We start from the raw sequence: 24,671 nt of genomic DNA on the forward strand, positions 1-24,671 counted from the left end.
AATGCAAAGAAAGCCTGGCGATTGCCAGGCTTTTGTTTTATCAATTCTTCAAATTACCAATTCAACAGCTAATAGCTTACAGCCGGAAGCCCATCAACAGGATATCATCTACCTGCTCATATTCGGTACCCATCCAATCCTCCATCTTTTGATGCAGAATGGCCTTTTGGTCATCAATAGGCAGCTTATGAATATTCAGCAACAAGTGGCGAAAACGACGGTATTTAAACTTCTTTCCTTCCGGTCCACCAAACTGGTCGGCAAAACCATCGGAAAACAGGTAGATAACATCATTTGGATACACCGGAATTTCCTGCCGTGAATATGACAACTCCTTACTATCGTCGGAATAACCAATGGGGAAACGATCCCCTTTAAAGGTCATTATCTCATTATCGCGGATAATATACAACGGACTCATCGCCCCGGCGAAGTGCAATACTTGTTTCTGCTCATCCAGCATTACCAATGCGATATCCATTCCATCGCTGACACTCTGTTTGTTGAGTCGGCCATCCTGTCCGTTCTTCTGAAAAGTACTGGCCACTTCGTGGCTCAAACTGTTTAAGATACGAGCTGGACAATATTCCTCTTGTATCTCCACTATTTTCTTGAGTAAATCATAGCCAATAATTGACATAAAAGCACCCGGCACCCCATGCCCCGTGCAATCCACTGCGGCCAGAAAAACCTTACTTTCGTTTCGATAGACCCAATAAAAATCACCACTAACAATGTCCTTAGGCCGAAAATAAATAAATGACTCGGGCAATACTTCCTTCACCATTTCCTCAGATGGAATCATGGCCTCCTGAATGCGCTTGGCATAGCTAATACTATCGGTCAGGCTCTGATGAATGCGTGTTAACGATTCTTTCTGAATCTCAATTTTCTTTTTATCCTGCGCTTTTTCATTTAAGGCCTTGTAAGCCTTTCGATAGTTTCGAATGCGATAGTTTATCAGCGTTTGAATTAAAAGCACGCCAAAGATAATGTAGAAGGCATAGGCATAGCCCGACATCCACAGAGGGGTTATCACAATTATATCCAATTCTGCCTGCTCATCGGAAGGAACGCCATCATTATTCGCACCTTTTACCTTTAGGGTATAATTACCAGGCGACAGGTTAGAGAAGTTAACAAAATTTTCAAACGTTACATCCCGCCAATCTTCATCATGACCTTCCAGTTTTACCCGGTAGGTGTTCGCCTGAGGATAGGTAAACTCAAGGGCTGCAAAAGATACCTGAACCATCATGTTTCGCTTATAACGCAACTCAATTTCAGTTCTTACACCTTCATACACCTCATTAACCTTCCCTTTATGAAACACCTTTACCCGGTTAATCACCATTTTGGGCTTATTATTATTTATTGGAACCTCCTCGGTATTAATAATAGTCAGTCCTTTATCACCCCCAAAAAACAGCTCATTTTTGCCAAACTTACAGGAGGCGCCCACATTAAAGTTGTAATCAGGAACTCCGTCATTTTTATTGTAGTTAAAAGGCGGCGTCCCGGGAATTATGGATGATATGCCCTCCCCGGTACTGATCCATATCCGATTATAGTCATCCACTTCAACCGTATAGATTTTGCCACTGACCAACTCATCGTAATCCCAAAAGGAGGTTGTTTTGCTGTACTTATCGAAGTAAGAAAGTCCGGAATAGGTACCTATTATCACCCGGTCATGATCCTCAGCAAAGGCAGAAATAAAATTATGGCTCAATTGCTTTTGTGCACCTTCAGCATTTCTTATACAATTAAATGCTTTGGACACAATATTGTAAATACTAATGCCATTGTTAGTACCTATCCATATTAATCCATCCTTGTCCTCAAACAGCACGTTTACTTCATCCCCACACAGACCATATTCCTCATCACTATCGGCCCAATAACTTGTTATCTTCTCCCCATCAAAACGGTAAAGTCCAAAATTTGTAGCCAACCAAATATGCCCTAATCGGTCCTCAATAATATCATTAATCGTATTGGTCTTGAGCAAATAGCGGAAGTCCTCGCTTTGGGTATAGTCAAATTCTTTGATGCGCCTGCCCCCATCATTTAAAACGAAAACACCTTCGTCGGTACCAAACCACAAGTGCCCTTTGGAATCTTTAAAAATCACATTAACAGAAGGATCGTCAGCGGCAACGTAAGGTGGATAAATCGTATAGTTTTTAAACTGTCGGGTATTTCGGTTTATTCGATAAATACCCTTGTGGGCGGTTCCTAACCAAAGATTATTTTCTTCATCAACATATACCGACTGGAAATCGTAGCAATCCATTGGATACTCAATGTTCTCGTTAATGGTCATAGAAGAAAACTTTGAGGGCTTCCGATCGACTTTAAATAAGCCATCCTGCACAGTGCCGACCCATAAAAGTCCACTGGCATCTTCCAGGATGGTTGATATATTTTTAAAAGACTGCAGCAATTGGTTGTTCACCTCAAAGTGCTGATACTCGGTATAGGGCGGATTTGAATACATCAACCCCTGTGAGGTAGCGATCCAAACAATTTCGTTCGTTCCTTTTAAAAGAGCAGAAACATTTTGACGCACATTAGGGTTGTTAATTTTATAGATGGGGTTAACAGCCCCACTGTTTATCTGGTACTTCCACAAGCCGCTTTCAGCACCTGCCAACACCATTGTGTCATTCGCCATTACCAAACTACTGACTTCGACCTGCTGTTCACCCCTGGACGGCTCAATGCGCTTCAGTACTTCATCTTTACGATCGATATACTGAATACCATCTTTCGACCCGAACCACACCCTACCCAAACCAGCTACTATCGGATAAGTGTTGCAGGACCCCTTTTTCAGCACGGATGAATAATGATCAAATTTTGAAAAATGTCTGGTTCGGTAATTGACCTTGGCAATGGCATTTCTTGTTTTTACCCAAACATTATCACCATCGGTTCGTAATCCATAAACACCACATTCTCGCAGTTCACGAAATAACTCCGACTCTTTACCAAGGTTTAGGAATTTGCCATTCTTCTTTTGCCAGATTGCAATCCCACTATTGCGGGTTCCTATCCAAATATTCCCATCAGGTGTTTCTGTAATGGCCTGGATATAGTTCCCAACAATGGTACTATCTGACAAAGGATGGTGCCGATAGACAACAAAACCATAGCCATCATAGCGATTCAACCCGTCTGTTGTACCTACCCAAATATAACCTCGGCTGTCCTGAAACAAGGCGGTGACATGACTATTTGACAATCCATCCTTAATAGTAAATTGTTCGATTGCCAGATGAGTGCTTTGCGCGCTTGATGAAACCAAACAAAAAAAGGCAAAGGCCAAAACGCAAACATAACGACAACAACGACTTATATCCATAGAATTAAAGAATATCCTTTGAATCAACACACTCATTGCTGATAAAAGTACTAAATTCCTCTCATCTTTTACATAAACAATCAAAGAAAGAAAAACGGAGGAATTATTTCTACCCAACTCCTTTTGAAATAAAAAAGAGAGGTGACTGACCTCTCTTTATCTTAAATGTTATTTTCGAATCAAGGCTGATAATTCACTTTATCAATAAACCATTGAAGATTTTGCGATTTTGGCCTTTCAATTGGCAGGCTGTACAACCTGTCCCAAATTAGCTGAGTAAGCACTCCTAACGCCCTGGATACCCCAAATAGAACTGTATAAATAGGGTATTCTGTTATGCCGAAAGTGGATAACAAGGAGCCACTGATGGCATCAACATTGGGCCATGGATTTTTAACTTTGCCGGTTTTAGACAGTACATCGGGCACCACCTGGTATATTTTATCAACTAATTGAATCAATTGGGCATCGGGCGCATACTTTTTAGCAAACTCCAGCTGCACCGTGAAACGCGGATCGGTTTTACGAAGCACAGCATGTCCGTATCCTGGAATTACCTGACCGTTACGCAGTGTCATTTCTGCATATTCCCTTATCTGCTCAACGCTCGGATTCTCAACGCCAATCTCGCGCAGCATCTTATTTATCCAGTGCATCACATTTTGGTTGGCCATGCCATGCAGTGGTCCCGCCAGTCCATTCATACCTGCCGAGAAACTATAATAGGGATTGGACAAGGCCGACCCAACTAAATGCGTTGCGTGAGCCGATACATTGCCGCCTTCATGATCAGCATGTATGACCATATACAAGCGCATCAAGCGTTGCACTTCCAAACTGTCATACCCCATCATGTGTGAAAGATTGGCGGCCCAATCCAGACTAGGATCGATATCGATATATTGCTCATTATGAAAGACACGACGATAAATATAAGCTGCTATCACCGGCAAACGAGAAATCAAGTCCATCACCCCCTCATAGGTCGGTCCCCAATAATCCTTCTTATCCATACCTGTTAGATAGGCTTTTCTGAACTGCGATTCGGTTGACATCGCCAAAATAGCGGTATTGAACTGAATCATCGGGTGAGCATCTTTTGGCAAGGCGTTTATTACATCATACACATGTGCAGGAATACCCTGCGCCCTAAGCGCCCATTGCTCACTGATATGATTAACATCTTCTTTTGTCGGCAGCTCACCGGTCAGCATTAGGTAGAAGAGCCCCTCGGGCAGCGGCTCACCGCCCTGGTGTACTTTTGGCAATAGCTCCTGCAACTGTGGAATTGAGTAACCTCTGAACCGTATCCCCTCTTCCGGATCTAACTTAGAGGTACATGTTAACAAGGACACCATGCCTTTCATCCCTGTTAATACCTGCCCCAGGGTAACATCCTGAATAACATCGTCGCCATGCTTTTTAATTAAATCTTTAACCATTTCAGCCTTTGGGCGACCTATTTCGATAATACGTTCTTTGATATAATCCATATTGAGTAAGCTGATAGAATTAATACTGTGCCTCAGTGTGTGCTTTAGGCTCTTTTTAAACAGTTTTATAAAACAATTGTTCTACCAGCTACCGCATCGAAATAAAAAAGGCCAGCCTAATGGCCAGCCTTCATTATTATAGCAAAAATTAATTGCTTATTTTTTCTGAACTTTTGCATATCCGTAAACAGCACGCTCACCTAATTCTTCTTCAATACGAAGTAATTGGTTGTACTTAGCCATACGGTCTGAACGGCTCAATGAACCAGTCTTAATCTGACCAGAGTTAGTAGCCACAGCGATGTCTGCAATAGTAGCATCTTCAGTTTCACCTGAACGGTGAGAAGTTACTGAAGTATAACCAGCGCGGTGTGCCATTTCAATAGCGTTTAACGTTTCAGTTAAAGAGCCAATTTGGTTTACTTTAATCAGAATTGAGTTAGCAGCGCCAAGCTCAATACCTTTCTTCAAGTAATCAACGTTAGTTACAAACAAGTCGTCACCAACCAACTGACACTTATCACCGATAGCAGTATTTAAAGCTACCCATCCGTCCCAGTCATTCTCATCCATACCATCCTCGATTGAATCGATTGGGTATTTAGCAACCAATTCAGCCAGGTAAGCAGCTTGCTCTTGTGAGTTACGCTTAACACCGTTTGGTTCGAAAATGCTGTAATCGTAAACACCATCTTTGAAGAACTCAGATGAAGCACAATCCATAGCAATAGATACATCACCGCCATCTTCTTTACGACCGGCTTTATAACCAGCGTTTTCAATAGCAGTAAGGATGCAATCGATAGCTTCTTCAGTTCCACCTAACATTGGTGCGAAACCACCTTCGTCACCAACAGCAGTTGACAAGCCTTTACCTTTCAGCACCTTAGCTAATGCATGGAATACTTCAGCACCCATACGTAAACCTTCGCGGAAGGAAGTAGCACCTACAGGACGAATCATGAATTCCTGGAAAGCGATAGTAGCATCAGAGTGAGAACCACCGTTGATGATGTTCATCATAGGAACAGGTAAAGTAACCGCATTTGTACCACCAATGTAACGATACAACGGCATGCCAAGGTATTCGGCAGCGGCTTTTGCTGCAGCAAGAGATACACCTAAGATAGCATTAGCACCTAATTTGCTCTTTGTTTTAGTTCCATCAAGCTCAATCATTTTGTTATCGATAGCTACTTGCTCTAATACGCTCATACCTATCAACTCAGGAGCAATTACTTCGTTTACGTTTTTAACAGCGCCTAAAACCCCTTTACCGAGGTAACGACCTTTATCGCCATCACGTAATTCTAAAGCTTCATGTTCACCTGTTGAAGCACCTGATGGTACAGCAGCACGGCCAACAAAACCGCTCTCTAATGTTACTTCAACTTCAATTGTAGGATTTCCACGAGAATCAAGGATCTCACGTGCATGAATGTTTGCAATTTGTCCCATAATACGATTTGTTTATGTATTGATTGATAATTTTCCAAAAAAAAAGGATAATGCAATTTCATCATTATCCCCTTTTAAGCAATTTCAAGAAAAAAAAGGAAAAACGAAAGTCTTTCCTTCTTACTCATTGATTTATTCTTTAGTTTCAGCATCGGCAGATTCAGAAGCCTGCTCTGCGGCAGTTTCTTCCTTAGCAGGAGCTTCAGCAGCAACAGCGCTATCGGCGCTTGCCTTTCTACGTCCGCGTCTTGTTCTTTTACCAGCTGAAGAGGACTTCGTAGTCTCTAACATATTTTCATTGTAGTCCACCAACTCGATTAAACACATTTCTGCGTTATCACCCAGACGATTTCCTAATTTCAAAATACGAGTATATCCTCCTGGTCGATCAGCAACCTTAGCGGCTATATCACCAAATAGTTCTTTAACAGCATACTTATCTTTTAAGTAAGCGAAAACAGTTCTTTGGGCGTGGGTACGCTCTTCAACTGTGTTTAAGTCTTTTGTTTTGGTGATAAGAGGCTCCACATACATACGTAAAGCTTTGGCCTTAGCTACCGTTGTTTTAATTCTTTTGTGAAGAATCAAAGAGGAAGCCATGTTCGCTAACATCGCTTTGCGATGCGCGCTCTTACGACCTAAATGATTAAATTTCTTTCTATGTCTCATCGCTATTATTCCTTGTCTAATTTATACTTTGCGGTATCCATTCCGAAAGTAAGTCCCATATTGAGTAGCAGATCGTCTAGCTCAGTAAGCGACTTCTTACCGAAGTTACGGAATTTAAGTAAGTCGTTACGGTTAAATGTTACAAGCTCACCAAGTGTTTCAACATCGGCAGCTTTTAAGCAGTTAAGCGCACGCACTGATAAATCCATATCAACCAGCTTGGTTTTAAGAAGCTGACGCATATGTAGTACTTCTTCATCAAACTCTTCATTGCCAAATTTCTCATCTGAGTCAAGAGTAATCTTCTCGTCTGAGAATAACATGAAGTGATAAATCAATATTTTTGCGGCTTCTTTTAAGGCCTCTTTTGGATGAATAGAACCATCTGATTCGATTTCTAAAACGAGCTTTTCGTAGTCGGTTTTTTGTTCTACACGATAGTTTTCAATCGCGAATTTAACGTTACGAATTGGCGTAAAAATAGAATCGATAGCAATTAAACCAAATTCTGCCTCTGCTGGCTTATTTTCCTCTGAAGGAACGTAACCTCTTCCCTTCTCAATGGTCAACACCATTTGCAGATTTACTTCCGGGTTCATCTTGGCAATGACGTGCTCTGGGTTCAACACCTCAAATCCCGTCATAAATTGGTTAAGATCGCCGGCTGTAAACTCTTCTTTACCTGAGATACTAACAGTCACAGTTTCCTGATCTGTTTCTTCTACCAGATTTTTGAAGCGCACCTGCTTAAGATTAAGAACGATTTCGGTGACATCATTAATCACACCAGGGATGCTGGTGAATTCATGATCAACGCCTTCGATCTTGACAGTGGTAATTGCGTATCCCTCTAATGAGGACAACAATATTCTTCTTAAGGCATTTCCAACGGTAATACCATATCCTGGTTCCAACGGACGAAATTCAAACTTGCCGAATTTTTCGTCGGCCTCCAGCATAATTACTTTATCTGGTTTTTGGAATGCTAAAATTGCCATAAGAATTAATTATTTAGAATACAATTCAACTATCAACTGTTCTTTAATATTTTCAGGAATATCACTTCTTTCAGGTACATTTAAAAATTTACCTGCAAATGAATCTTGATCCCATTCTAACCAGGAATATTTATGCACACCTGTATTAGCCAACGACGATGAAATAACTTCAAGCGATTTTGACTTTTCGCGAACACCTACGATCTGATCAGCTTTCACCTGATAAGATGCGATATTCACAATAGCACCATCAACTGTAATGTGACGGTGAGATACAAGTTGTCTGGCAGCTGCTCGGGTTGGAGCAATTCCTAAACGGTAAACAACGTTATCTAAACGTGATTCAAGAAGACCAAGTAACACCTCACCAGTAATACCTTTACTGCGTGATGCTTTTTTAAATAAGTTACGGAATTGCTTTTCCAGCACGCCGTAAGTGTACTTAGCTTTTTGCTTTTCTTTTAACTGTAGACCGTATTCACTTGTTTTACGTCTACGGTTATTTCCGTGTTGTCCAGGAGGAAAATTTCTTCTTTCGAAATTTTTATCCGGACCATAAATCGCTTCACCGAATTTACGGGCGATTCGTGTTTTTGGACCAATATATCTAGCCATTCTTCTAAATTTTTGACTTTAAATTTTTGATTTTAAATATTGAATATGGCAGCCGCTAGATTATAGAGAGGAGAAATAATCATATAACCAATTCTTATTCAAAATTTGCCATCAAAAACCTATGGTTAATAACTAGTTGAGCTATTAAACTCTTCTTCTTTTTGGAGGACGACATCCGTTGTGTGGTAGTGGTGTAACATCAACAATTTCTGTTACTTCAATACCTGCCGCATGGATTGAACGAATCGCAGACTCACGACCGTTTCCAGGCCCTTTCACATGCACTTTTACCTTTCTTAGTCCTAAATCGAAGGCTACCTTTGAACAATCAGTAGCAGCCATCTGTGCAGCATAGGGTGTGTTCTTTTTAGAACCACGGAAACCCATTTTACCTGCACTTGACCAAGAAATCACCTGACCATTTTGATTGGCCAATGAGATAATAATGTTATTGAAAGACGAATGGATACTAGCTTGTCCAACAGCCTCCACTTTAACAACTCTCTTTTTCTGAGATCCTGACTTCTTTGCCATATCTTACTTATTATTTAGTGGCTTTCTTTTTATTTGCAACAGTCTTCTTCTTACCCTTACGCGTACGCGCATTGTTTTTAGTCGATTGGCCACGCAATGGTAAGCCGATACGGTGACGAATACCACGGTAACATCCAATGTCCATCAATCGCTTGATGTTCAATTGAACTTCAGAACGCAATTCACCTTCAATTTTGAAATTGTCTGAGATATTGTCACGAACAGCTTTAATTTGTTCGTCGGTCCACTCTGAAACTTTGATATTAGCGTCAACGCCAACATTCTGAAGAATCTTTTGTGCTCTACTTCGCCCTATACCGAAGATATAAGTCAAAGCAATTTCTCCTCTTTTATTTGAGGGTATATCAACTCCAGCAATCCTTGCCATAATCTTATAATTTATCCTTGACGTTGTTTAAACTTTGGATTCTTTTTATTAATCACGTACAAGCGCCCTTTACGTTTTACGATTTTGCACTCAGCGCTTCTTTTCTTTACAGATGCTCTAACCTTCATGATCGGTCACTTTATTATTTGTATCTATAGGAAATTCTTCCTTTTGTCAAATCATACGGCGACATCTCTACTTTCACCTTATCTCCTGGTAAAATTTTAATGTAATGCATACGCATCTTACCCGAGATATGTGCAGTAATAATGTGGCCGTTTTCCAACTCCACTCTAAACATGGCATTGGATAAGGCTTCAATGATTGTTCCGTCTTGTTCTATAGAGGCTTGTTTCGCCATAACTTCTATAACTTTTTATTTTTCAGACTGCAAATGTAATACTTCTTCTACAAATTTAAAACTGGAAAGAATATCAGCTTTACCTTTTCTTACCGCAACAGTATGTTCATAATGAGCAGAAACCTTCTTATCAATGGTTCTAATGGTCCATCCATCGCTTTCCTGAACGATTTGTCTTTTACCAAGATTTATCATCGGTTCGATGGCGATAACCATACCAGATTTAAGTTTTGTACCGTTTCCTTTACGTCCATAGTTTGCCACTTCAGGGGCCTCGTGTAAGTTCCGCCCAATTCCATGTCCTACCATTTCGCGCACTACTGAGTAGCCACGCTCTTCGGTATAACTTTGAATGGCCTGTCCTATATCTCCTAAACGATTATTTTCAATCGCTTGTTCAATACCACGATAAAGAGACTCTTTGGTTGCGTCTAAAAGCGCTTTTACATCGGCAGCGACTTCACCAATTGGGAAAGTATATGCCGAATCACCATAAAATCCATTTAACAACACGCCACAGTCCACAGAAACTACATCTCCTTCGTTCAAAGGGGTATCGTTCGGTATACCGTGCACCACCTGCTCGTTAACAGATGTACATAGCGTATTAGGAAATCCCTGATAGTTTAAAAAGGCAGGAGTACCTCCATTATCTCTAATGAAGGCCTCCGCTATTTTATCCAGCTCTAACGTAGAAACTCCTGGCCTGATGGCCTTAGCCACTTCACCCAGCGTTTTAGCCACCAATTGGTTGCTTTCACGCATTAATTCTATTTCTTCGTCAGTCTTTAAATAAATCATGTCAATGATCGTTCCTTAATTAATAAATTGCAGCTCCACCGCCAGATCTTCCCATAATACGGCCAGACTTAGTTAATCCATCGTAATGACGCATTAACAAGTGGCTTTCGATTTGCTGCAAAGTATCCAGCACAACACCTACTAAAATCAGTAGCGATGTACCTCCAAAAAATTGAGCAAATCCGCGATCAACACCAGCCATCATAGCAAAAGCAGGCAAAATAGCTACTAATGCCAGAAACACTGAACCTGGTAGTGTAATTTTAGACATAATTGAGTCGAGGAACTCAACGGTCTTTCTACCTGGCTTAACCCCGGGGATGAATCCACCATTACGCTTCATATCCTCAGCCATTTGCGTTGGATTAATCGTAATAGCTGTATAGAAATAGGTGAATGCAATAATCATCAGAGCGAATATTACATTGTACCACACGCCGGTAAAGTCAGCAAAAATAGCTGCAAATCCGCTGGCTGATTCGCTATCAACAAAACCTGCAAAAGTAACAGGAATGAACATGATAGCTTGCGCAAAAATGATTGGCATAACACCAGCAGCATTTACCTTAAGTGGAATGTATTGACGAACTCCTCCGTATTGTTTATTACCAACAATTCGTTTGGCATACTGAACAGGTATACGACGTGTTCCTTGCACCAAAGCAATTGAACCGGCAAATACGAAGAATAACACAACAAACTCGATTAGCAACATAACCAAACCTCCGCTTCCACTAGCAGCCTCCATGCGTGATACAAACTCTGCAAACAACGATTGTGGTAAGCGAGCAATGATACCAATCATAATGATTAGTGAAATACCATTACCGATTCCTTTATCAGTAATACGCTCACCCAACCACATTACAAACATTGTACCTGCAGTTAGGATGATTGTACTGGTAACAGTAAATGACCAACCTGTAGCTACGAACGCCGCGTCTGGCAACTGATTAAAAAGGTTTGTTAAATAACCTGGTGCTTGAACTACCAAAATCAAAACAGTCAAATAACGTGTTATTTGATTGATCTTTCGACGTCCGCTTTCACCTTCCCTTTGTAGACGTTGAAAGTAAGGTACGGCAATCCCCATTAATTGAATAACGATAGACGCCGAGATGTATGGCATAATCCCTAATGCAAAGATGGATGCGTTCGAAAACGCTCCTCCTGAAAACATATCAAGCAGGCCAAGTACACCTTCCCTTGTTTGACTTTTTAAAGCACTCAATTGCGTCGGATCAATCCCGGGTAGCACAACAAAAGAACCCAGTCGATAAATCAACAATAGGCCTAATGTTGTTGTAATTCGGGATCTCAGATCCTCAATTTTCCAGATGTTGCGGATGGTTTCGAATAGTTTCATTCAATTACAGTTTTACTACGGTTCCTTCAGCTGCTTCAATAGCTTTCGTGGCAGATGCCGAAAATGCGTGAGCTTTTACCTCTAATTTAGCTTTTAACTCACCATTTCCTAAAATCTTAACTAAGTCGTTTTTGCTAACTAAACCAGCGTTTCTTAAAACTTCAGGATCAATTACTGTTACGTTGTTTTTTTCAGCAATCGCTTGCAACAACTCAATGTTTACAGCTTTATACTCAACGCGGTTAACATTCTTGAATCCGAACTTAGGAACACGTCTCTGCAAAGGCATCTGACCACCCTCAAAACCAAACTTACGTGAGTAACCAGAACGTGATTTAGCACCTTTGTGACCGCGGGTGGATGTTCCACCGCGACCTGATCCTTGACCACGACCGATACGCTTTGAGGCTTTTACTGAACCTTTTGCAGGTCTTAAGTTATTTAAATTCATAATTAATATCCTCTAATTCGTTCGACCAAATTATCTTTCTACTGCCACTAAGTGCAGTACTTTTTCAACCATTCCTTCAATTTGAGGGGTGGCTTCATGTTCAACGGTTTGCTGAAGTTTCTTCAGCCCAAGGGCAGCCAAGGTGTTTTTTTGCCTTGCAGTGGCCCCGATTTTACTCTTAACCTGAGTGATTTTTATCTTAGCCATGTTGTCCTTATTTATCCGTTAAAAACTTTATCCATTGTAACCCCTCTTTGTTGAGCAATAGAAGCGGCATCACGCAACTCAGTCAGTGCTTCGATGGTTGCTTTAACCAGGTTGTGAGGGTTTGAAGACCCTTTAGACTTGGCTAATACATCCGTTACACCAACACTCTCCAACACAGCACGCATCGCACCACCCGCTTTAACTCCTGTACCGTGTGAAGCTGGTTTCATAAAAACGCTTGCTCCACCGTAACGTGCTAATTGCTCGTGAGGAATAGTACCATTGATAATTGGCACTTTAACTAGATTCTTTTTGGCAGCTTCAACGCCTTTAGCAATAGCGGTTGTTACTTCACCTGCTTTACCCAGGCCCCAGCCAACAACGCCATTCTCGTTTCCAACCACTACAATGGCAGAAAAACTAAAGGTTCTACCACCTTTGGTTACTTTAGTTACCCTGTTGATAGCAACCAAACGATCTTTAAGTTCAAGATCGTTATTGTTTCTGATTCTTTTGTTATTTCCAGCCATCGTTTGTTAGAATTTAAGCCCTGCTTCTCGCGCAGCTTCGGCTAATTGTTTAACTCTACCATGATATAGGTATCCATTTCTATCGAACACAACAGCAGTAATACCAGCCTTTTGTGCTACTTCGGCGATATTCTTACCTACCATAGCAGCTACTTCCGACTTAGTACCTTTCTGATCTGCAATTTCTTTTAACAAAGAAGTTGATGCAGCTAATGTTTTACCATTAACATCATCAATTAACTGAACAGAAATTTGCTTGTTGCTCCTAAATACTGACATACGTGGACGCTCTGCGGTTCCGCTAATACTTTTGCGAACTCGCATTTTAATTTTTCGTCTTCTCTCTATTTTCGAAAAAGCCATAATTCCTAATTTAATTCAGATTAAACTTTAGCAGATTTTCCGGCCTTACGACGAATTTCTTCGCCTTTGAAACGTACACCTTTACCTTTATAAGGCTCTGGTTTACGCAATGACCTGATTTTGGCACACACTTGGCCAAGTAATTGCTTATCTGCTGATTCAAGTGTAATAATAGGATTGCTCTTTCTGTCAGTAACAGCTTCCACTTTGATTTCAGTTGGTAACATGAAGTGAATTGGGTGAGAATAACCCAAAGACAATTCAAGTAACTGCCCCTGGTTTGTAGCGCGGTAACCCACACCAACCAATTCGAGTTGCTTTTTGTAACCTTCTGAAACTCCTACCACCATGTTGTTGATCAACGAGCGGTACAATCCGTGCATGGCACGTGTTTCTTTTTCATCGTTAGGACGAACAATTGTTAATGTGCCCTCCTCAATGTTCACTTCTAATTCAGGGTGAATCTGTTGTGACAATTCGCCTTTTGCACCTTTTACGGTCACGATACTGTCTTTTACGGTTACGTTCACTCCTGAAGGTATGCTAATCGGTGCTTTTCCTATCCTAGACATAATTCTTCTTTTTTAATAAACGTAACACAATACTTCACCACCAATCTTTTGAGCTCGGGCTTCTTTATCTGTCATTACACCATGCGATGTTGACACGATAGCAATACCTAAGCCATTCAGTACTCGTGGAAGACTACGATACCCGGCATACGAGCGTAAACCAGGTGTACTCACTCTCTTAAGCGCCTTGATGGCTGGAGTTTTGGTTTGTGGATCGTACTTCAGTGCGATTTTCACCACTCCTTGCTTGTCATCATCGATGAATTTGTAATTTAAGATGTACCCTTTCTCAAAAAGAATTTTGGTCATCTCTCTCTTAAGGTTCGAAGCAGGAACTTCTACAACCCTATGACCCGCCATAATGGCGTTCCTGATTCGTGTCAGGAAATCTGCTATTGGATCTGTCATTTTATAAAGATTAAATTGATCCCGGCAAAATTACCGGGACAATATTTAACACTCTTACCAACTTGCTTTTTTAACACCAGGTATTAAACCAGCTGAAGCCATTTCACGGAACTGAATCCTTGAAAGGCCAAACTGTCGCATATAACCTTTCGGACGTCCGGTTATTTTGCAACGGTTGTGCATGCGTACTGGTGAAGCGTTACGTGGAAGCTTTTGCAAGCCCACGTAATCTCCTTCTGCCAATAATTTGGCACGCTTTTCAGCATATTTGGCAACAAGTTTAGCCCTTTTTACCTCACGGGCTTTCATTGATTCCTTTGCCATATAACTAGTTCTTTTTCACGTTTTTAAATGGTAACCCAAACTCTTTTAACAGAGCATAAGCTTCCTCATCAGTTTTTCCCGAAGTTACAAAGGTAATATTCATACCCAATATTTTTGACACATTGTCAATATTTATTTCAGGAAAAATGATTTGTTCTTCAATACCTAAGGTATAGTTTCCACGTCCGTCAAGCTTACTGCTGATACCTTTGAAGTCACGAATACGAGGCAGAGCCACGCGAATCAGACGCTCCAAAAATTCATACATGTTCTCACGACGTAAGGTTACTCGTACCCCAATTGGCATTTTTTTACGAAGCTTAAAATTCGAAATATCTTTTTTCGAAAGTGTAGCCACAGCCTTTTGACCGGTGATCGTTGTTAGCTCTTTGATTGCATTTTCAATCATTTTCTTGTCAGCTGTTGCTGAACCCAGACCCTGATTGATAACAATCTTTTCTAACTTAGGAACCTCCATGATTGATTTAAACCCGAATTCTTTCATCAAGTTTGGTACAATCTCGTCCTTATACTGTTTTCTTAAACTAGGTGTATAACTCATTACTTGATCTCCTCCCCTGATTTTTTAGCAATTCGAACCAGTTTTCCATCATCATTCAACTTACGGCCAATACGTGTTGGCTTTCCGGTTGAAGGATCTTTCACATTCAAATTTGAAATGTGAATAGGAGCCTCTTTCTTCACTATACCTCCTTGCGGACTTTCAGCATTAGGCTTTGTGTGCTTGCTCACCATGTTAACACCTTCTACAATGGCCCTTTGTTTAGCAGGAAATACTTCTAGTACTTTCCCTTCCTGGCCTTTGTTTACACCGGCATTAACAATAACGATGTCGCCTTTTTTAATATGCAATTTACCCATTGTTCTAATCTCTTTGATGATTAAAGTACTTCAGGCGCCAAGGATACGATCTTCATATAGCCATCCCTTACCTCACGGGCTACGGGGCCGAAAATACGTGTTCCTCTCATTTCTCCGGCCTGGTTCAAGAGAACACAAGCATTTTCATCAAAGCGGATGTAGGAACCATCTTGACGTCTAACTTCTTTTTTAGTGCGCACCACAACGGCCTTGGTCACGGTACCTTTTTTAAGGTCACCCCCAGGGATTGCGCTTTTTACAGTTACCACGATACGATCGCCTACTCCGGCATAACGTTTCCTTGTTCCTCCCAGAACACGGATACATAATACTTCTTTGGCTCCACTGTTATCAGCAACTGCAAGTCTAGATTCTTGTTGTATCATGATTACTTAGCTCTTTCTAGAATTTCAACTAATCTCCAACGTTTAGTCTTGCTCAAGGGGCGTGTTTCCATAATTTTCACAGTATCCCCGATATTGCAGGTGTTGTCTTCATCGTGCGCGTGAAACTTCTTGGTCTTTTTCACGAACTTACCGTAGATGGGGTGCTTTTCGCGGACCTCTACAGAAACAACGATAGACTTATCCATCTTGTTGCTTGCCACAACACCGATACGCTCTTTTCTAAGATTTCTATCCATCTGCTAAATTATTTTTCAGTTTGTTGCTTTTGACTCAAAATGGTCTTCAAGCGCGCAATGTTTCTACGAGTATGTCTAATCTGCATTGGGTTCTCCAATGGCGAAGTAGCGTGGTTTAACTCTAACTGCTGTAAAGCGGCAGTTTCAGTTTCAATACGCTCAGCAATTTCGCTAACACTTAATTCTCTGATTTCTTCTACTTTCATGTCATTAAGCATTTGATGATTCAACATAGTCTCTTCTCACAACGAATTTAGTAGTTACCGGAAGCTTTTGAGCGGCAAGGCGCAATGCTTCTTTAGCTACTTCGTAAGGTACTCCTTCACACTCTAAAATGATGCGTCCTGGAGTAACAGGGGCCACAAATCCTTCCGGACTACCTTTACCTTTACCCATACGAACTTCGGCTGGCTTCTTAGTAATCGGCTTGTCGGGAAATATTCTAATCCAGATCTGTCCCTGACGCTGCATGTAGCGTGTTACCGCAACCCTGGCAGCCTCAATCTGACGACCTGTAATCCATTTGCTTTGTAAGGCTTTGATACCGAAAGATCCGAACGCTAGTTCCTGCCCGCGTTGAGCTTCACCTTTCATCCGGCCTTTCTGCCTTCTTCTAAATTTTACTTTCTTTGGTTGTAACATCGTTCCTAATCAATTAATGTGAAAGGAGAATTACTTCTTATTATTTCTTCTTCTCGGACCTCTACCGCCTCCACGGTTTCCACCAGTGCCTTTTTCTTTAGCGTTGAAGGCTGGAGATAAATCTGGCTTACCATAAATCTCTCCCTTGCAGATCCATACTTTGATACCAATCAGACCCATTTTAGTCAGGGCTTCTTCCTGAGCATAGTCGATATTGGCGCGCAATGTATGCAAAGGCGTACGGCCTTCTTTGTACATTTCGCTACGGGCCATTTCAGCCCCGTTCAAACGTCCTGAGATCTGAATTTTGATACCTTCAGCACCCATTCTCATGGTAGAAGCGATAGCCATTTTAATGGCGCGACGATATGCGATACGTCCTTCCACCTGACGAGCGATGTTTTTCGCTACAATAATAGCGTCCAACTCTGGTCGTTTTACCTCAAAGATGTTAATCTGAACTTCTTTGTCGGTAATTTTCTTCAGCTCCTCTTTCAGTTTATCTACTTCTGAACCTCCCTTACCAATAATGATACCTGGACGTGCAGTGAAAACGGTAATAGTAACCAATTTCAAAGTACGCTCGATAATGATACGAGAGATGCTAGCTTTAGCTAAACGTGCATTGAGGTACTTTCTGATTTTGGAGTCTTCTAATAGCTTATCGCCATAGTTTTTTCCTCCATACCAGTTAGAATCCCATCCTTTGATGATTCCTAACCTGTTACTAATTGGATTAACTTTTTGTCCCATCTAGCTATTAGTTTTCTTGATTTTCATTAGATACTACTTTGCTGGCAACGCGTAACGTTACGTGGTTAGAACGCTTTCTGATACGGTGCGCACGACCCTGTGGAGCCGGACGTAAACGTTTCAAAATACGGCCTGAATCAACCGCGATCTCACTCACATACAAGTTAGCGTCTTCGATGCGAACACCTTCGTTCTTTTCTTTCCAATTAGCGATAGCAGAAAGCAACAGTTTCTCAACCCTTCTGGAAGCTTCTTTCGATGAGAATTTCAGCATATCCAGAGCAAGGTTCACCTCTTTACCTCGGATCATGTCGGCAACAAGGCGCATCTTCCGTGGTGAAGTCGGTACATTGCGAAGCTTTGCGAAGTAATCGGTCTTCTTGGCTTCCTTTATTTTTTCAGCTCTTATTCTTTTTCTTGCACCCATTTTTTACTGTTTAAAGAATTTAAATATTGGTAGGCCAATTACCTTTTCTTATTGCCACCATGACCGCGATAAGTACGCGTTGGGGCAAATTCGCCTAATTTGTGTCCTACCATATTTTCAGTAACATAAACCGGGATAAACTTATTACCGTTGTGTACAGCAATAGTGTGTCCTACAAATTCTGGTGAAATCATAGAAGCACGCGCCCAAGTTTTTATAACTGATTTCTTACCTGACTCATTCTGTGCCAGAACTTTCTTTTCCAGTTTATAGTCGATAAATGGGCCTTTTTTTAATGATCTGCTCATAATTCGTTTAAATTAACCGGTTATTTTTTTCTTCTTTCAATGATGTATTGATTAGAAGCCTTCTTCGGATGACGAGTCTTATAACCCTTAGCCAATAATCCTGTACGAGATCTTGGGTGTCCTCCTGAAGAACGACCTTCACCACCACCCATTGGGTGATCAACTGGGTTCATTGCCACACCACGAACGCGTGGACGACGACCCAACCAACGGCTACGTCCAGCTTTTCCTGAACGCTCAAGAGCGTGGTCTGAGTTACCAACCGCACCAATTGTAGCACGACAAGTAGTCAAGATCATTCTTGTTTCGCCTGAAGGCAATTTAACAACCGCGTATTTTCCCTCACGAGCAGCCAACTGAGCAAAGGTACCGGCACTACGTGCCATTGCCCCGCCCTGGCCCGGACGCAATTCGATGTTGTGAATAATGGAACCTAAAGGAATCTCGCTTAAAGGCAAGCTATTACCAATCTCAGGAGCAACCCCTGTTCCTGACGCAATTGCCTGTCCAACCTGCAACCCGTTAGGTGCAAGAATGTACCTTTTTTCTCCATCAGCGTAAGCTAGCAATGCAATACGAGCACTCCGGTTCGGATCGTACTGAATTGACTCAACTGTTGCGTTAACACCGTCTTTATTACGCTTAAAGTCGATTACCCTGTATCTCCTTTTGTGACCACCACCGATATTTCTAACGGTCATTTTACCAGTGTTATTTCTACCACCAGACTTTTTTAATGGCCTCAATAAGGACTTTTCTGGTGTGCCCGATGTAATCGTATCAAACGCACCAATAATTTTGTGTCTCTGCCCCGGTGTCGTGGGCTTTAGTTTTCTTACTGCCATTTTTATTAGATATTGCTATAAAAATCAATAGTATCTCCTTCTGCTAAGGTTACAACAGCCTTTTTGAAGGAATTTGTTCTACCAACAATAACTCCACTTTTTGTGTAACGCGACTTTTGTTTCCCCGCGTATACCATTGTATTGACAGACTCAACACTTACGTTGTATAACTCTTCAACAGCGTCTTTGATCTGCAGCTTATTAGCTTTTTTATCAACAACGAATGCGAAGCGATTCAACTTCTCGCCTAGTTCTGTCATTTTTTCAGTTACAATCGGTTTAATAATAACTTTCATGACGAGCCTCCTTATGCGTTAAACAGTTTTCCGAATTCTTCTACAGAACTTTCTACTAACACCAAGTTTTTTGCTTTCATGATGTCATAAGTATTCAGTTCAGCTAATGTCACTACATCGGCACGCTGAATATTACGCGCTGAGCGGTAGATGTTATCGTTAGCCTCTTTCAACACTAATAACGAACGCTGACCGTTCATTTTTAGGTTGGTGATCATTGCAGCATAATCTTTTGTTTTAGGGGCTTCGAAGTTGAAGTCTTCCAAAACAGTAATCATTTGTTGCTGCGCTTTGTAAGCTAACGCAGATTTACGAGCCAACTGCTTAAGTTTTTTATTTAACTTAAAACGATAGTTACGTGGACGAGGACCAAATACACGACCTCCGCCTACGAAAACAGGAGACTTAATGCTACCCGCACGAGCTGTACCGGTACCTTTTTGTTTTTTGATCTTACGAGTACTACCTGCTATTTCTGCACGTTCCTTTGACTTATGAGTCCCTTGACGATTATTAGCCAAGTATTGTTTTACATCAAGGTAAATGGCATGATCGCTGGGCTCAATTCCGAACACCGTGTCAGGTAATATTACCTTTCTTCCGGTTTCTTTTCCTTCTAATGTTAATACGTTCAGTTCCATTACTTTTCAATAATTAGATATGAGCCTTTTGCACCCGGAACAGAACCTTTAACCAAAATAAGGTTGTTCTCAGGAATTACTTTAATCACTTTAAGGTTTTCGACCTTTACTCTGTCACCACCGGTACGACCAGCCATGCGCATACCTTTGAATACTCTAGCAGGGTATGATGCTGCACCAATAGATCCAGGAGCACGCAAACGGTTGTGCTGTCCGTGGGTAGATTGACCTACACCACCAAATCCATGACGTTTTACGACACCTTGAAAACCTTTACCTTTTGAGATACCTGTGATATCAACAAAAGAATTTTCGTCGAAAAGGTTCACATCAACAGTTTCACCTAGCTTCAATTCGTTTTCGAATTCGTGGAATTCCACCACTTTACGCTTGGGTGCTGAACCGGCCTTTTTAAAGTGGCCTGCTTCAGGTTTTGTTGTGCTTTTTTCCCTTTTGTCATCAAACGCCAACTGTACAGCCTCGTAACCGTCAGTATCCACAGTTTTCACCTGTGTCACTACGCAAGGGCCTGCTTCGATAACAGTGCATGGAACATTTTTCCCATCGGCACTGAAAACGGATGTCATTCCGATTTTTTTTCCAATTAGTCCTGGCATTGTTTAAACATTTAAGATTATCACACTTTAATTTCTACTTCTACACCACTTGGCAATTCAAGCTTCATCAACGCGTCGATAGTTTTAGCTGTAGAGCTATAAATATCGATCAAACGCTTGTAAGATGATAATTGAAACTGCTCACGTGACTTCTTGTTCACAAATGTGGAGCGCAACACAGTGAAGATACGCTTGTGAGTAGGTAGCGGAATAGGACCGCTAACTACTGCACCAGTGCTCTTAACTGTCTTTACAATCTTCTCAGCTGATTTATCAACCAAATTATGATCGTAAGATTTAAGTTTTATTCTAATTTTCTGACTCATAGTGGAGAACACTAATTCTTATAATAATTCTACTTTTCCTTTTGCTTCTTTTACAACTTCAATAGCAATCTGACGAGGTACTGCAGCGTACTCTAAGAATTCCATTGAAGAAGTAGCACGACCTGATGAGATGGTTCTCAAAGCAGTTACGTAACCAAACATCTCAGCCAATGGCACCTTCGCTTTTACAACACGTGCACCTGCTTTTGATTCCATTCCTTCAACCTGACCGCGACGCTTGTTAAAGTCACCGATGATATCACCCATGTACTCTTCTGGAGTTACTACTTCTACGCGCATGATAGGCTCCAATAACTGAGGCTTAGCTTTTGCAGAAGCTGTTTTAAATCCTTGACGAGCACAAATCTCAAATGATAACTGGTCTGAATCGACAGCGTGGAAAGAACCGTCAAATACTTCTACCTTCAATGCTTCAACTTCGCTACCGCAAAGTACACCATTCAACATAGCTTCTTTGAAACCTTTCTCGATTGAAGGGATAAATTCTTTAGGAATGTTACCACCTTTAATAGTGCTTTCGAACTGGAGTCCAACTTTACCTTCATCAGCTGGTCCCATACGGAACTGAATATCGGCAAACTTACCACGACCACCAGACTGCTTCTTAAACACCTCACGCAATTCAACTTGCTGAGTAATGGTTTCTTTATAGGTAACCTGAGGTGCACCCTGGTTACACTCAACCTTAAACTCACGCTTCAAACGGTCGATCAGTACTTCAAGGTGAAGCTCACCCATACCAGAAATTACAGTTTGACCAGTTTCTTCGTTAGTTTGTACGCGGAATGTTGGGTCTTCCTCGGCTAATTTACCAAGTGCAGTACCTAACTTATCCATATCTTTTTGTGACAATGGCTCAACAGCAACACCAATTACAGGCTCTGGGAACTCCATCGACTCCAATACAATTGGGTTTTTCTCATCACAAAGGGTATCTCCGGTACGGATATCTTTGAAACCTACACCAGCACAAATATCACCAGCACCAATCATTTCGCGAGGTAACTGCTTGTTCGATTTCATTTGGAACAAACGTGAGATACGCTCTTTTTTATTGGTACGTGTATTTAATACATATGAACCAGCCTCAATCTTACCAGAGTAAATACGCATAAAACACAAGCGACCTACGAATGGGTCAGTTGCAATTTTAAATGCCAAAGCAGCCAACGGCGCTTCGTCTTCCATTGGGTAAGTAACTGTTTCTTCTGTTTTAGGGTTCACACCTTCGATAGTACCAATATCACTTGGACTTGGCAAGAACTGAATTACGGCATCCAATAAACGCTGCACTCCTTTGTTCTTGAAAGATGAACCACAGAACATTGGTGTAATGGTTTGCGCGATTGTCGCTTTACGAATCACAGCCAACAACTCTTCACGAGTAATTGTGTCTGGATCTTCGAAATAACGCTCCATCAAGGCATCATCGTGCTCGGCAACAGCCTCCACCAACTTACCTCTCCACTCTTCAGCTTCTTCTTTTAGGTTCTCTGGAATATCAACATATTCGAAAGTTGAACCTAATTTATCGTTATCATGCCAAATAATGGCTCTGTTTTCGATCAGGTCAACAACACCCTCAAATGATTCTTCAGCACCAATAGGAATTACCATTGGAACTGGGTTTGCGCCCAACATTTCGCGCACCTGGCGTACTACCTCATAGAAGTTAGCACCAGAACGGTCCATTTTGTTCACGAAACCAATACGAGGCACATTGTATTTATTAGCCTGGCGCCATACAGTTTCTGACTGCGGCTCCACACCACCTACTGCACAAAATAAAGCCACAGCGCCGTCTAATACGCGCAGTGAACGCTCCACTTCTACTGTAAAGTCAACGTGACCCGGGGTATCAATGATGTTAATTTTATATGGAACGTCTTCGTAGTTCCAGTTGGTTGTAACAGCAGCAGAGGTAATGGTGATACCACGCTCTTGCTCTTGCTCCATCCAGTCCATCGTAGCCGACCCATCGTGTGTCTCACCAATTTTGTGAGTGATACCAGTATAAAACAAGATACGCTCTGTAGTCGTTGTTTTACCGGCATCGATGTGGGCCATAATCCCGATGTTTCTGGTCTTTTTAAGATCTGCCTTTCCCATGACAATACTTTCTTAAATTTTAGGTTAAAATCTGAAGTGAGCAAAAGCACGGTTAGCCTCTGCCATTTTATGCATGTCTTCTTTTTTCTTGAAGGCAGCACCTTCTAAATTGTATGCAGCAACAATTTCAGCAGATAGTTTTTCTGCCATTGATTTTCCGCTACGCTTACGAGCGAATAAAATCAAGTGCTTCATGCCGATAGATACTTTTCTGGTCGGACGAATTTCTGTTGGAACCTGGAAAGTAGCACCACCAACACGTCGGCTTTTTACCTCCACCGAAGGAGTGATGTTTTCAAGTGCTTTTTTGAAATATTCCAATACTGGCTTTCCATCTTTCTCAGCTTTTTCAGCTACACGCTCCATGGCGTCATAAAAGATTCTGAAAGCAATTGATTTTTTACCATCATACATCATGTTATTCACAAATTGAGTAACAGTTGTATCATTGAACTTTGGATCTGGTAAAATAATCCTCTTTTTTGGTTTACTTTTTCTCATCTCTTCTTTTGTTTACTTTGTTATCCTCTTGGCTGTCTTGACTAGTCTTCAATGCCGAGCATTTACTCATCCAGTTAACTAACCAAGTAAACAACGCACTTCACAATGACTTGTTATTACTTCTTAGCAGCTTTTGGTCGTTTAGTACCATACTTTGAACGGCGCTGCGTACGTCCGTCAACTCCTGATGCATCCAGTGCTCCACGAACTAAGTGGTAACGTACACCTGGAAGGTCTTTTACCCTACCTCCACGCACCAATACAATTGAGTGCTCTTGCAGGTTGTGTCCTTCTCCAGGAATGTAAGCATTCACCTCTTTTCCGTTGGTCAAGCGCACCCTTGCAACCTTTCTCATAGCTGAGTTAGGTTTCTTTGGTGTAGTAGTATACACCCTCACACACACGCCTCGTCTCTGAGGACATGCATTCAAAGCTGGTGACTTACTTTTCTCCACCTGCTTGTTTCGTCCTTTTTTAACTAACTGATGAATTGTTGGCATAAAATTTAAATATATTGCATTAAACAATTTCGTTACAAACGGGGTGCAAAGGTACAGTAATCCCTTCTAAAACCCCACTGATTTTCAGCCTTTTTGACAAGTTTAGACAAAAAAGCGCTGCAAAAGTACTAATTTTCAATGAAAAAAGAACAAACCTACATCTATTTTTTTCGTGATCATTTTATTTTTTCTACCTAGAAAACAATTTGTTAGTCCAGATCAACATAAACAATGAACATCATTACCCCATTATCG

General features: G+C 41.3%; 36 protein-coding genes. All 36 read right to left on the reverse strand.

All coding sequences use genetic code 11. The annotated features are described in order from the left end of the window. Positions 1–76: 76 nt before the first annotated feature. Positions 77–3,247 carry a ligand-binding sensor domain-containing protein gene (locus ACSX1H_RS00435; RefSeq protein WP_439181550.1) on the reverse strand — a complete coding sequence of 1,057 codons (3,171 nt, stop codon included), beginning with the start codon at positions 3,245–3,247 and terminating at the stop codon, positions 77–79. Positions 3,248–3,546: 299 nt separating this feature from the next. Beyond that, positions 3,547–4,860, reverse strand: a complete 1,314-nt coding sequence (locus ACSX1H_RS00440) for a citrate (Si)-synthase (protein ID WP_439181551.1) — start codon at positions 4,858–4,860, stop codon at positions 3,547–3,549. 156 nt (positions 4,861–5,016) lie between these two features. Then, positions 5,017–6,318, reverse strand: a complete 1,302-nt coding sequence (eno, locus tag ACSX1H_RS00445) for a phosphopyruvate hydratase (RefSeq protein ID WP_439181552.1) — start codon at positions 6,316–6,318, stop codon at positions 5,017–5,019. 132 nt (positions 6,319–6,450) lie between these two features. Continuing rightward, complete coding sequence (rplQ, locus tag ACSX1H_RS00450; protein WP_439181553.1) at positions 6,451–6,987, reverse strand: 50S ribosomal protein L17; 537 nt, start codon at positions 6,985–6,987, stop codon at positions 6,451–6,453. A 5-nt stretch (positions 6,988–6,992) separates the two neighbouring features. Continuing rightward, on the reverse strand, positions 6,993–7,985 hold the full coding sequence (locus ACSX1H_RS00455) for a DNA-directed RNA polymerase subunit alpha (RefSeq protein ID WP_439181554.1): 993 nt from the start codon (positions 7,983–7,985) through the stop codon (positions 6,993–6,995). Between the two features lie 9 nt (positions 7,986–7,994). Then, positions 7,995–8,600 carry a 30S ribosomal protein S4 gene (gene rpsD / locus ACSX1H_RS00460; protein WP_439181555.1) on the reverse strand — a complete coding sequence of 202 codons (606 nt, stop codon included), beginning with the start codon at positions 8,598–8,600 and terminating at the stop codon, positions 7,995–7,997. A 144-nt stretch (positions 8,601–8,744) separates the two neighbouring features. Beyond that, complete coding sequence (gene rpsK / locus ACSX1H_RS00465; RefSeq protein WP_439181556.1) at positions 8,745–9,134, reverse strand: 30S ribosomal protein S11; 390 nt, start codon at positions 9,132–9,134, stop codon at positions 8,745–8,747. Positions 9,135–9,144: 10 nt separating this feature from the next. Continuing rightward, positions 9,145–9,522 (reverse strand): 30S ribosomal protein S13, encoded by a 378-nt coding sequence (gene rpsM / locus ACSX1H_RS00470; RefSeq protein WP_439181557.1) that lies wholly within the window; start codon positions 9,520–9,522, stop codon positions 9,145–9,147. An 11-nt stretch (positions 9,523–9,533) separates the two neighbouring features. Continuing rightward, positions 9,534–9,650: a type B 50S ribosomal protein L36 gene (gene ykgO, locus ACSX1H_RS00475; RefSeq protein WP_212191465.1), complete on the reverse strand. Its 117-nt coding sequence runs from the start codon at positions 9,648–9,650 to the stop codon at positions 9,534–9,536. A 14-nt stretch (positions 9,651–9,664) separates the two neighbouring features. Further along, positions 9,665–9,883: a translation initiation factor IF-1 gene (gene infA, locus ACSX1H_RS00480; RefSeq protein WP_143303625.1), complete on the reverse strand. Its 219-nt coding sequence runs from the start codon at positions 9,881–9,883 to the stop codon at positions 9,665–9,667. A 15-nt stretch (positions 9,884–9,898) separates the two neighbouring features. Further along, complete coding sequence (gene map, locus ACSX1H_RS00485) at positions 9,899–10,684, reverse strand: type I methionyl aminopeptidase (protein ID WP_439181558.1); 786 nt, start codon at positions 10,682–10,684, stop codon at positions 9,899–9,901. A gap of 19 nt (positions 10,685–10,703) precedes the next feature. Next, positions 10,704–12,050, reverse strand: a complete 1,347-nt coding sequence (gene secY, locus ACSX1H_RS00490; protein WP_439181559.1) for a preprotein translocase subunit SecY — start codon at positions 12,048–12,050, stop codon at positions 10,704–10,706. 4 nt (positions 12,051–12,054) lie between these two features. Next, complete coding sequence (gene rplO, locus ACSX1H_RS00495; RefSeq protein ID WP_439181560.1) at positions 12,055–12,501, reverse strand: 50S ribosomal protein L15; 447 nt, start codon at positions 12,499–12,501, stop codon at positions 12,055–12,057. Positions 12,502–12,531: 30 nt separating this feature from the next. Further along, positions 12,532–12,708, reverse strand: coding sequence for a 50S ribosomal protein L30 (gene rpmD, locus ACSX1H_RS00500; RefSeq protein WP_439181561.1), 177 nt, complete (start codon positions 12,706–12,708; stop codon positions 12,532–12,534). An 11-nt stretch (positions 12,709–12,719) separates the two neighbouring features. Then, positions 12,720–13,238: a 30S ribosomal protein S5 gene (gene rpsE, locus ACSX1H_RS00505; RefSeq protein ID WP_439181562.1), complete on the reverse strand. Its 519-nt coding sequence runs from the start codon at positions 13,236–13,238 to the stop codon at positions 12,720–12,722. A gap of 6 nt (positions 13,239–13,244) precedes the next feature. Next, a complete protein-coding gene (gene rplR, locus ACSX1H_RS00510; RefSeq protein ID WP_439181563.1) occupies positions 13,245–13,601 on the reverse strand; it encodes a 50S ribosomal protein L18 in 357 nt (118 codons plus the stop codon). Between the two features lie 20 nt (positions 13,602–13,621). After that, positions 13,622–14,173: a 50S ribosomal protein L6 gene (gene rplF, locus ACSX1H_RS00515; RefSeq protein ID WP_439181564.1), complete on the reverse strand. Its 552-nt coding sequence runs from the start codon at positions 14,171–14,173 to the stop codon at positions 13,622–13,624. Positions 14,174–14,185: 12 nt separating this feature from the next. After that, positions 14,186–14,581, reverse strand: a complete 396-nt coding sequence (rpsH, locus tag ACSX1H_RS00520) for a 30S ribosomal protein S8 (RefSeq protein WP_439181565.1) — start codon at positions 14,579–14,581, stop codon at positions 14,186–14,188. 54 nt (positions 14,582–14,635) lie between these two features. Continuing rightward, positions 14,636–14,905 carry a 30S ribosomal protein S14 gene (gene rpsN / locus ACSX1H_RS00525; protein ID WP_439181566.1) on the reverse strand — a complete coding sequence of 90 codons (270 nt, stop codon included), beginning with the start codon at positions 14,903–14,905 and terminating at the stop codon, positions 14,636–14,638. 4 nt (positions 14,906–14,909) lie between these two features. Further along, positions 14,910–15,467: a 50S ribosomal protein L5 gene (gene rplE, locus ACSX1H_RS00530; RefSeq protein WP_439181567.1), complete on the reverse strand. Its 558-nt coding sequence runs from the start codon at positions 15,465–15,467 to the stop codon at positions 14,910–14,912. Continuing rightward, positions 15,467–15,787, reverse strand: coding sequence for a 50S ribosomal protein L24 (gene rplX / locus ACSX1H_RS00535; protein ID WP_410053432.1), 321 nt, complete (start codon positions 15,785–15,787; stop codon positions 15,467–15,469). The genes rplE and rplX overlap by 1 nt, the downstream gene beginning before the upstream one ends. A 20-nt stretch (positions 15,788–15,807) precedes the next feature. Then, the gene (rplN, locus tag ACSX1H_RS00540) at positions 15,808–16,173 is read right to left on the reverse strand and encodes a 50S ribosomal protein L14 (protein WP_439181568.1); all 366 of its coding nucleotides are present in this window, start codon (positions 16,171–16,173) and stop codon (positions 15,808–15,810) included. Positions 16,174–16,175: 2 nt separating this feature from the next. After that, positions 16,176–16,430 carry a 30S ribosomal protein S17 gene (gene rpsQ, locus ACSX1H_RS00545; protein WP_439181569.1) on the reverse strand — a complete coding sequence of 85 codons (255 nt, stop codon included), beginning with the start codon at positions 16,428–16,430 and terminating at the stop codon, positions 16,176–16,178. A gap of 8 nt (positions 16,431–16,438) precedes the next feature. Beyond that, entirely contained in the window at positions 16,439–16,636 is a 198-nt protein-coding gene (gene rpmC, locus ACSX1H_RS00550; RefSeq protein ID WP_439181570.1) for a 50S ribosomal protein L29, read from the reverse strand. A 4-nt stretch (positions 16,637–16,640) separates the two neighbouring features. Continuing rightward, on the reverse strand, positions 16,641–17,072 hold the full coding sequence (gene rplP, locus ACSX1H_RS00555; RefSeq protein WP_439181571.1) for a 50S ribosomal protein L16: 432 nt from the start codon (positions 17,070–17,072) through the stop codon (positions 16,641–16,643). 30 nt (positions 17,073–17,102) lie between these two features. Further along, positions 17,103–17,825, reverse strand: coding sequence for a 30S ribosomal protein S3 (rpsC, locus tag ACSX1H_RS00560; protein WP_439181572.1), 723 nt, complete (start codon positions 17,823–17,825; stop codon positions 17,103–17,105). A 7-nt stretch (positions 17,826–17,832) separates the two neighbouring features. Beyond that, a complete protein-coding gene (gene rplV, locus ACSX1H_RS00565; protein ID WP_439181573.1) occupies positions 17,833–18,252 on the reverse strand; it encodes a 50S ribosomal protein L22 in 420 nt (139 codons plus the stop codon). A 38-nt stretch (positions 18,253–18,290) separates the two neighbouring features. Continuing rightward, the gene (gene rpsS, locus ACSX1H_RS00570) at positions 18,291–18,560 is read right to left on the reverse strand and encodes a 30S ribosomal protein S19 (RefSeq protein WP_439181574.1); all 270 of its coding nucleotides are present in this window, start codon (positions 18,558–18,560) and stop codon (positions 18,291–18,293) included. Positions 18,561–18,580: 20 nt separating this feature from the next. Continuing rightward, positions 18,581–19,405 (reverse strand): 50S ribosomal protein L2, encoded by an 825-nt coding sequence (gene rplB / locus ACSX1H_RS00575; protein ID WP_439181575.1) that lies wholly within the window; start codon positions 19,403–19,405, stop codon positions 18,581–18,583. Positions 19,406–19,410: 5 nt separating this feature from the next. Next, on the reverse strand, positions 19,411–19,701 hold the full coding sequence (gene rplW, locus ACSX1H_RS00580; protein ID WP_439181576.1) for a 50S ribosomal protein L23: 291 nt from the start codon (positions 19,699–19,701) through the stop codon (positions 19,411–19,413). Positions 19,702–19,712: 11 nt separating this feature from the next. After that, positions 19,713–20,342, reverse strand: coding sequence for a 50S ribosomal protein L4 (gene rplD / locus ACSX1H_RS00585; protein ID WP_439181577.1), 630 nt, complete (start codon positions 20,340–20,342; stop codon positions 19,713–19,715). Next, positions 20,342–20,959: a 50S ribosomal protein L3 gene (gene rplC / locus ACSX1H_RS00590; protein WP_439181578.1), complete on the reverse strand. Its 618-nt coding sequence runs from the start codon at positions 20,957–20,959 to the stop codon at positions 20,342–20,344. The genes rplD and rplC overlap by 1 nt, the downstream gene beginning before the upstream one ends. Positions 20,960–20,979: 20 nt before the next feature. Beyond that, entirely contained in the window at positions 20,980–21,285 is a 306-nt protein-coding gene (gene rpsJ / locus ACSX1H_RS00595) for a 30S ribosomal protein S10 (RefSeq protein ID WP_130642659.1), read from the reverse strand. 18 nt (positions 21,286–21,303) lie between these two features. Continuing rightward, positions 21,304–23,415: an elongation factor G gene (gene fusA, locus ACSX1H_RS00600; protein WP_439181579.1), complete on the reverse strand. Its 2,112-nt coding sequence runs from the start codon at positions 23,413–23,415 to the stop codon at positions 21,304–21,306. 24 nt (positions 23,416–23,439) lie between these two features. Then, the gene (gene rpsG / locus ACSX1H_RS00605; RefSeq protein ID WP_439181580.1) at positions 23,440–23,916 is read right to left on the reverse strand and encodes a 30S ribosomal protein S7; all 477 of its coding nucleotides are present in this window, start codon (positions 23,914–23,916) and stop codon (positions 23,440–23,442) included. 116 nt (positions 23,917–24,032) lie between these two features. After that, entirely contained in the window at positions 24,033–24,416 is a 384-nt protein-coding gene (rpsL, locus tag ACSX1H_RS00610; protein ID WP_439181581.1) for a 30S ribosomal protein S12, read from the reverse strand. Between the last annotated feature and the right edge of the window lie 255 nt (positions 24,417–24,671).

The sequence above is a fragment of the Carboxylicivirga taeanensis genome, assembly GCF_051851475.1.
GTDB classification, from domain to species: Bacteria; Bacteroidota; Bacteroidia; order Bacteroidales; family Marinilabiliaceae; genus Carboxylicivirga; species Carboxylicivirga taeanensis.

Coding starts and splice junctions, on each gene's coding strand:
- ACSX1H_RS00440 (WP_439181551.1), bottom strand. CDS start 4,860: ATGGATTATATCAAAGAACGTATTATCGAAATAGGTCGCCCAAAGGCT.
- eno (WP_439181552.1), bottom strand. CDS start 6,318: ATGGGACAAATTGCAAACATTCATGCACGTGAGATCCTTGATTCTCGT.
- rplQ (WP_439181553.1), bottom strand. CDS start 6,987: ATGAGACATAGAAAGAAATTTAATCATTTAGGTCGTAAGAGCGCGCAT.
- ACSX1H_RS00455 (WP_439181554.1), bottom strand. CDS start 7,985: ATGGCAATTTTAGCATTCCAAAAACCAGATAAAGTAATTATGCTGGAG.
- rpsD (WP_439181555.1), bottom strand. CDS start 8,600: ATGGCTAGATATATTGGTCCAAAAACACGAATCGCCCGTAAATTCGGT.
- rpsK (WP_439181556.1), bottom strand. CDS start 9,134: ATGGCAAAGAAGTCAGGATCTCAGAAAAAGAGAGTTGTTAAAGTGGAG.
- rpsM (WP_439181557.1), bottom strand. CDS start 9,522: ATGGCAAGGATTGCTGGAGTTGATATACCCTCAAATAAAAGAGGAGAA.
- ykgO (WP_212191465.1), bottom strand. CDS start 9,650: ATGAAGGTTAGAGCATCTGTAAAGAAAAGAAGCGCTGAGTGCAAAATC.
- infA (WP_143303625.1), bottom strand. CDS start 9,883: ATGGCGAAACAAGCCTCTATAGAACAAGACGGAACAATCATTGAAGCC.
- map (WP_439181558.1), bottom strand. CDS start 10,684: ATGATTTATTTAAAGACTGACGAAGAAATAGAATTAATGCGTGAAAGC.
- secY (WP_439181559.1), bottom strand. CDS start 12,050: ATGAAACTATTCGAAACCATCCGCAACATCTGGAAAATTGAGGATCTG.
- rplO (WP_439181560.1), bottom strand. CDS start 12,501: ATGAATTTAAATAACTTAAGACCTGCAAAAGGTTCAGTAAAAGCCTCA.
- rpmD (WP_439181561.1), bottom strand. CDS start 12,708: ATGGCTAAGATAAAAATCACTCAGGTTAAGAGTAAAATCGGGGCCACT.
- rpsE (WP_439181562.1), bottom strand. CDS start 13,238: ATGGCTGGAAATAACAAAAGAATCAGAAACAATAACGATCTTGAACTT.
- rplR (WP_439181563.1), bottom strand. CDS start 13,601: ATGGCTTTTTCGAAAATAGAGAGAAGACGAAAAATTAAAATGCGAGTT.
- rplF (WP_439181564.1), bottom strand. CDS start 14,173: ATGTCTAGGATAGGAAAAGCACCGATTAGCATACCTTCAGGAGTGAAC.
- rpsH (WP_439181565.1), bottom strand. CDS start 14,581: ATGACAGATCCAATAGCAGATTTCCTGACACGAATCAGGAACGCCATT.
- rpsN (WP_439181566.1), bottom strand. CDS start 14,905: ATGGCAAAGGAATCAATGAAAGCCCGTGAGGTAAAAAGGGCTAAACTT.
- rplE (WP_439181567.1), bottom strand. CDS start 15,467: ATGAGTTATACACCTAGTTTAAGAAAACAGTATAAGGACGAGATTGTA.
- rplX (WP_410053432.1), bottom strand. CDS start 15,787: ATGGGTAAATTGCATATTAAAAAAGGCGACATCGTTATTGTTAATGCC.
- rplN (WP_439181568.1), bottom strand. CDS start 16,173: ATGATACAACAAGAATCTAGACTTGCAGTTGCTGATAACAGTGGAGCC.
- rpsQ (WP_439181569.1), bottom strand. CDS start 16,430: ATGGATAGAAATCTTAGAAAAGAGCGTATCGGTGTTGTGGCAAGCAAC.
- rpmC (WP_439181570.1), bottom strand. CDS start 16,636: ATGAAAGTAGAAGAAATCAGAGAATTAAGTGTTAGCGAAATTGCTGAG.
- rplP (WP_439181571.1), bottom strand. CDS start 17,072: ATGTTACAACCAAAGAAAGTAAAATTTAGAAGAAGGCAGAAAGGCCGG.
- rpsC (WP_439181572.1), bottom strand. CDS start 17,825: ATGGGACAAAAAGTTAATCCAATTAGTAACAGGTTAGGAATCATCAAA.
- rplV (WP_439181573.1), bottom strand. CDS start 18,252: ATGGGTGCAAGAAAAAGAATAAGAGCTGAAAAAATAAAGGAAGCCAAG.
- rpsS (WP_439181574.1), bottom strand. CDS start 18,560: ATGAGCAGATCATTAAAAAAAGGCCCATTTATCGACTATAAACTGGAA.
- rplB (WP_439181575.1), bottom strand. CDS start 19,405: ATGGCAGTAAGAAAACTAAAGCCCACGACACCGGGGCAGAGACACAAA.
- rplW (WP_439181576.1), bottom strand. CDS start 19,701: ATGAAAGTTATTATTAAACCGATTGTAACTGAAAAAATGACAGAACTA.
- rplD (WP_439181577.1), bottom strand. CDS start 20,342: ATGGAACTGAACGTATTAACATTAGAAGGAAAAGAAACCGGAAGAAAG.
- rplC (WP_439181578.1), bottom strand. CDS start 20,959: ATGCCAGGACTAATTGGAAAAAAAATCGGAATGACATCCGTTTTCAGT.
- rpsJ (WP_130642659.1), bottom strand. CDS start 21,285: ATGAGTCAGAAAATTAGAATAAAACTTAAATCTTACGATCATAATTTG.
- fusA (WP_439181579.1), bottom strand. CDS start 23,415: ATGGGAAAGGCAGATCTTAAAAAGACCAGAAACATCGGGATTATGGCC.
- rpsG (WP_439181580.1), bottom strand. CDS start 23,916: ATGAGAAAAAGTAAACCAAAAAAGAGGATTATTTTACCAGATCCAAAG.
- rpsL (WP_439181581.1), bottom strand. CDS start 24,416: ATGCCAACAATTCATCAGTTAGTTAAAAAAGGACGAAACAAGCAGGTG.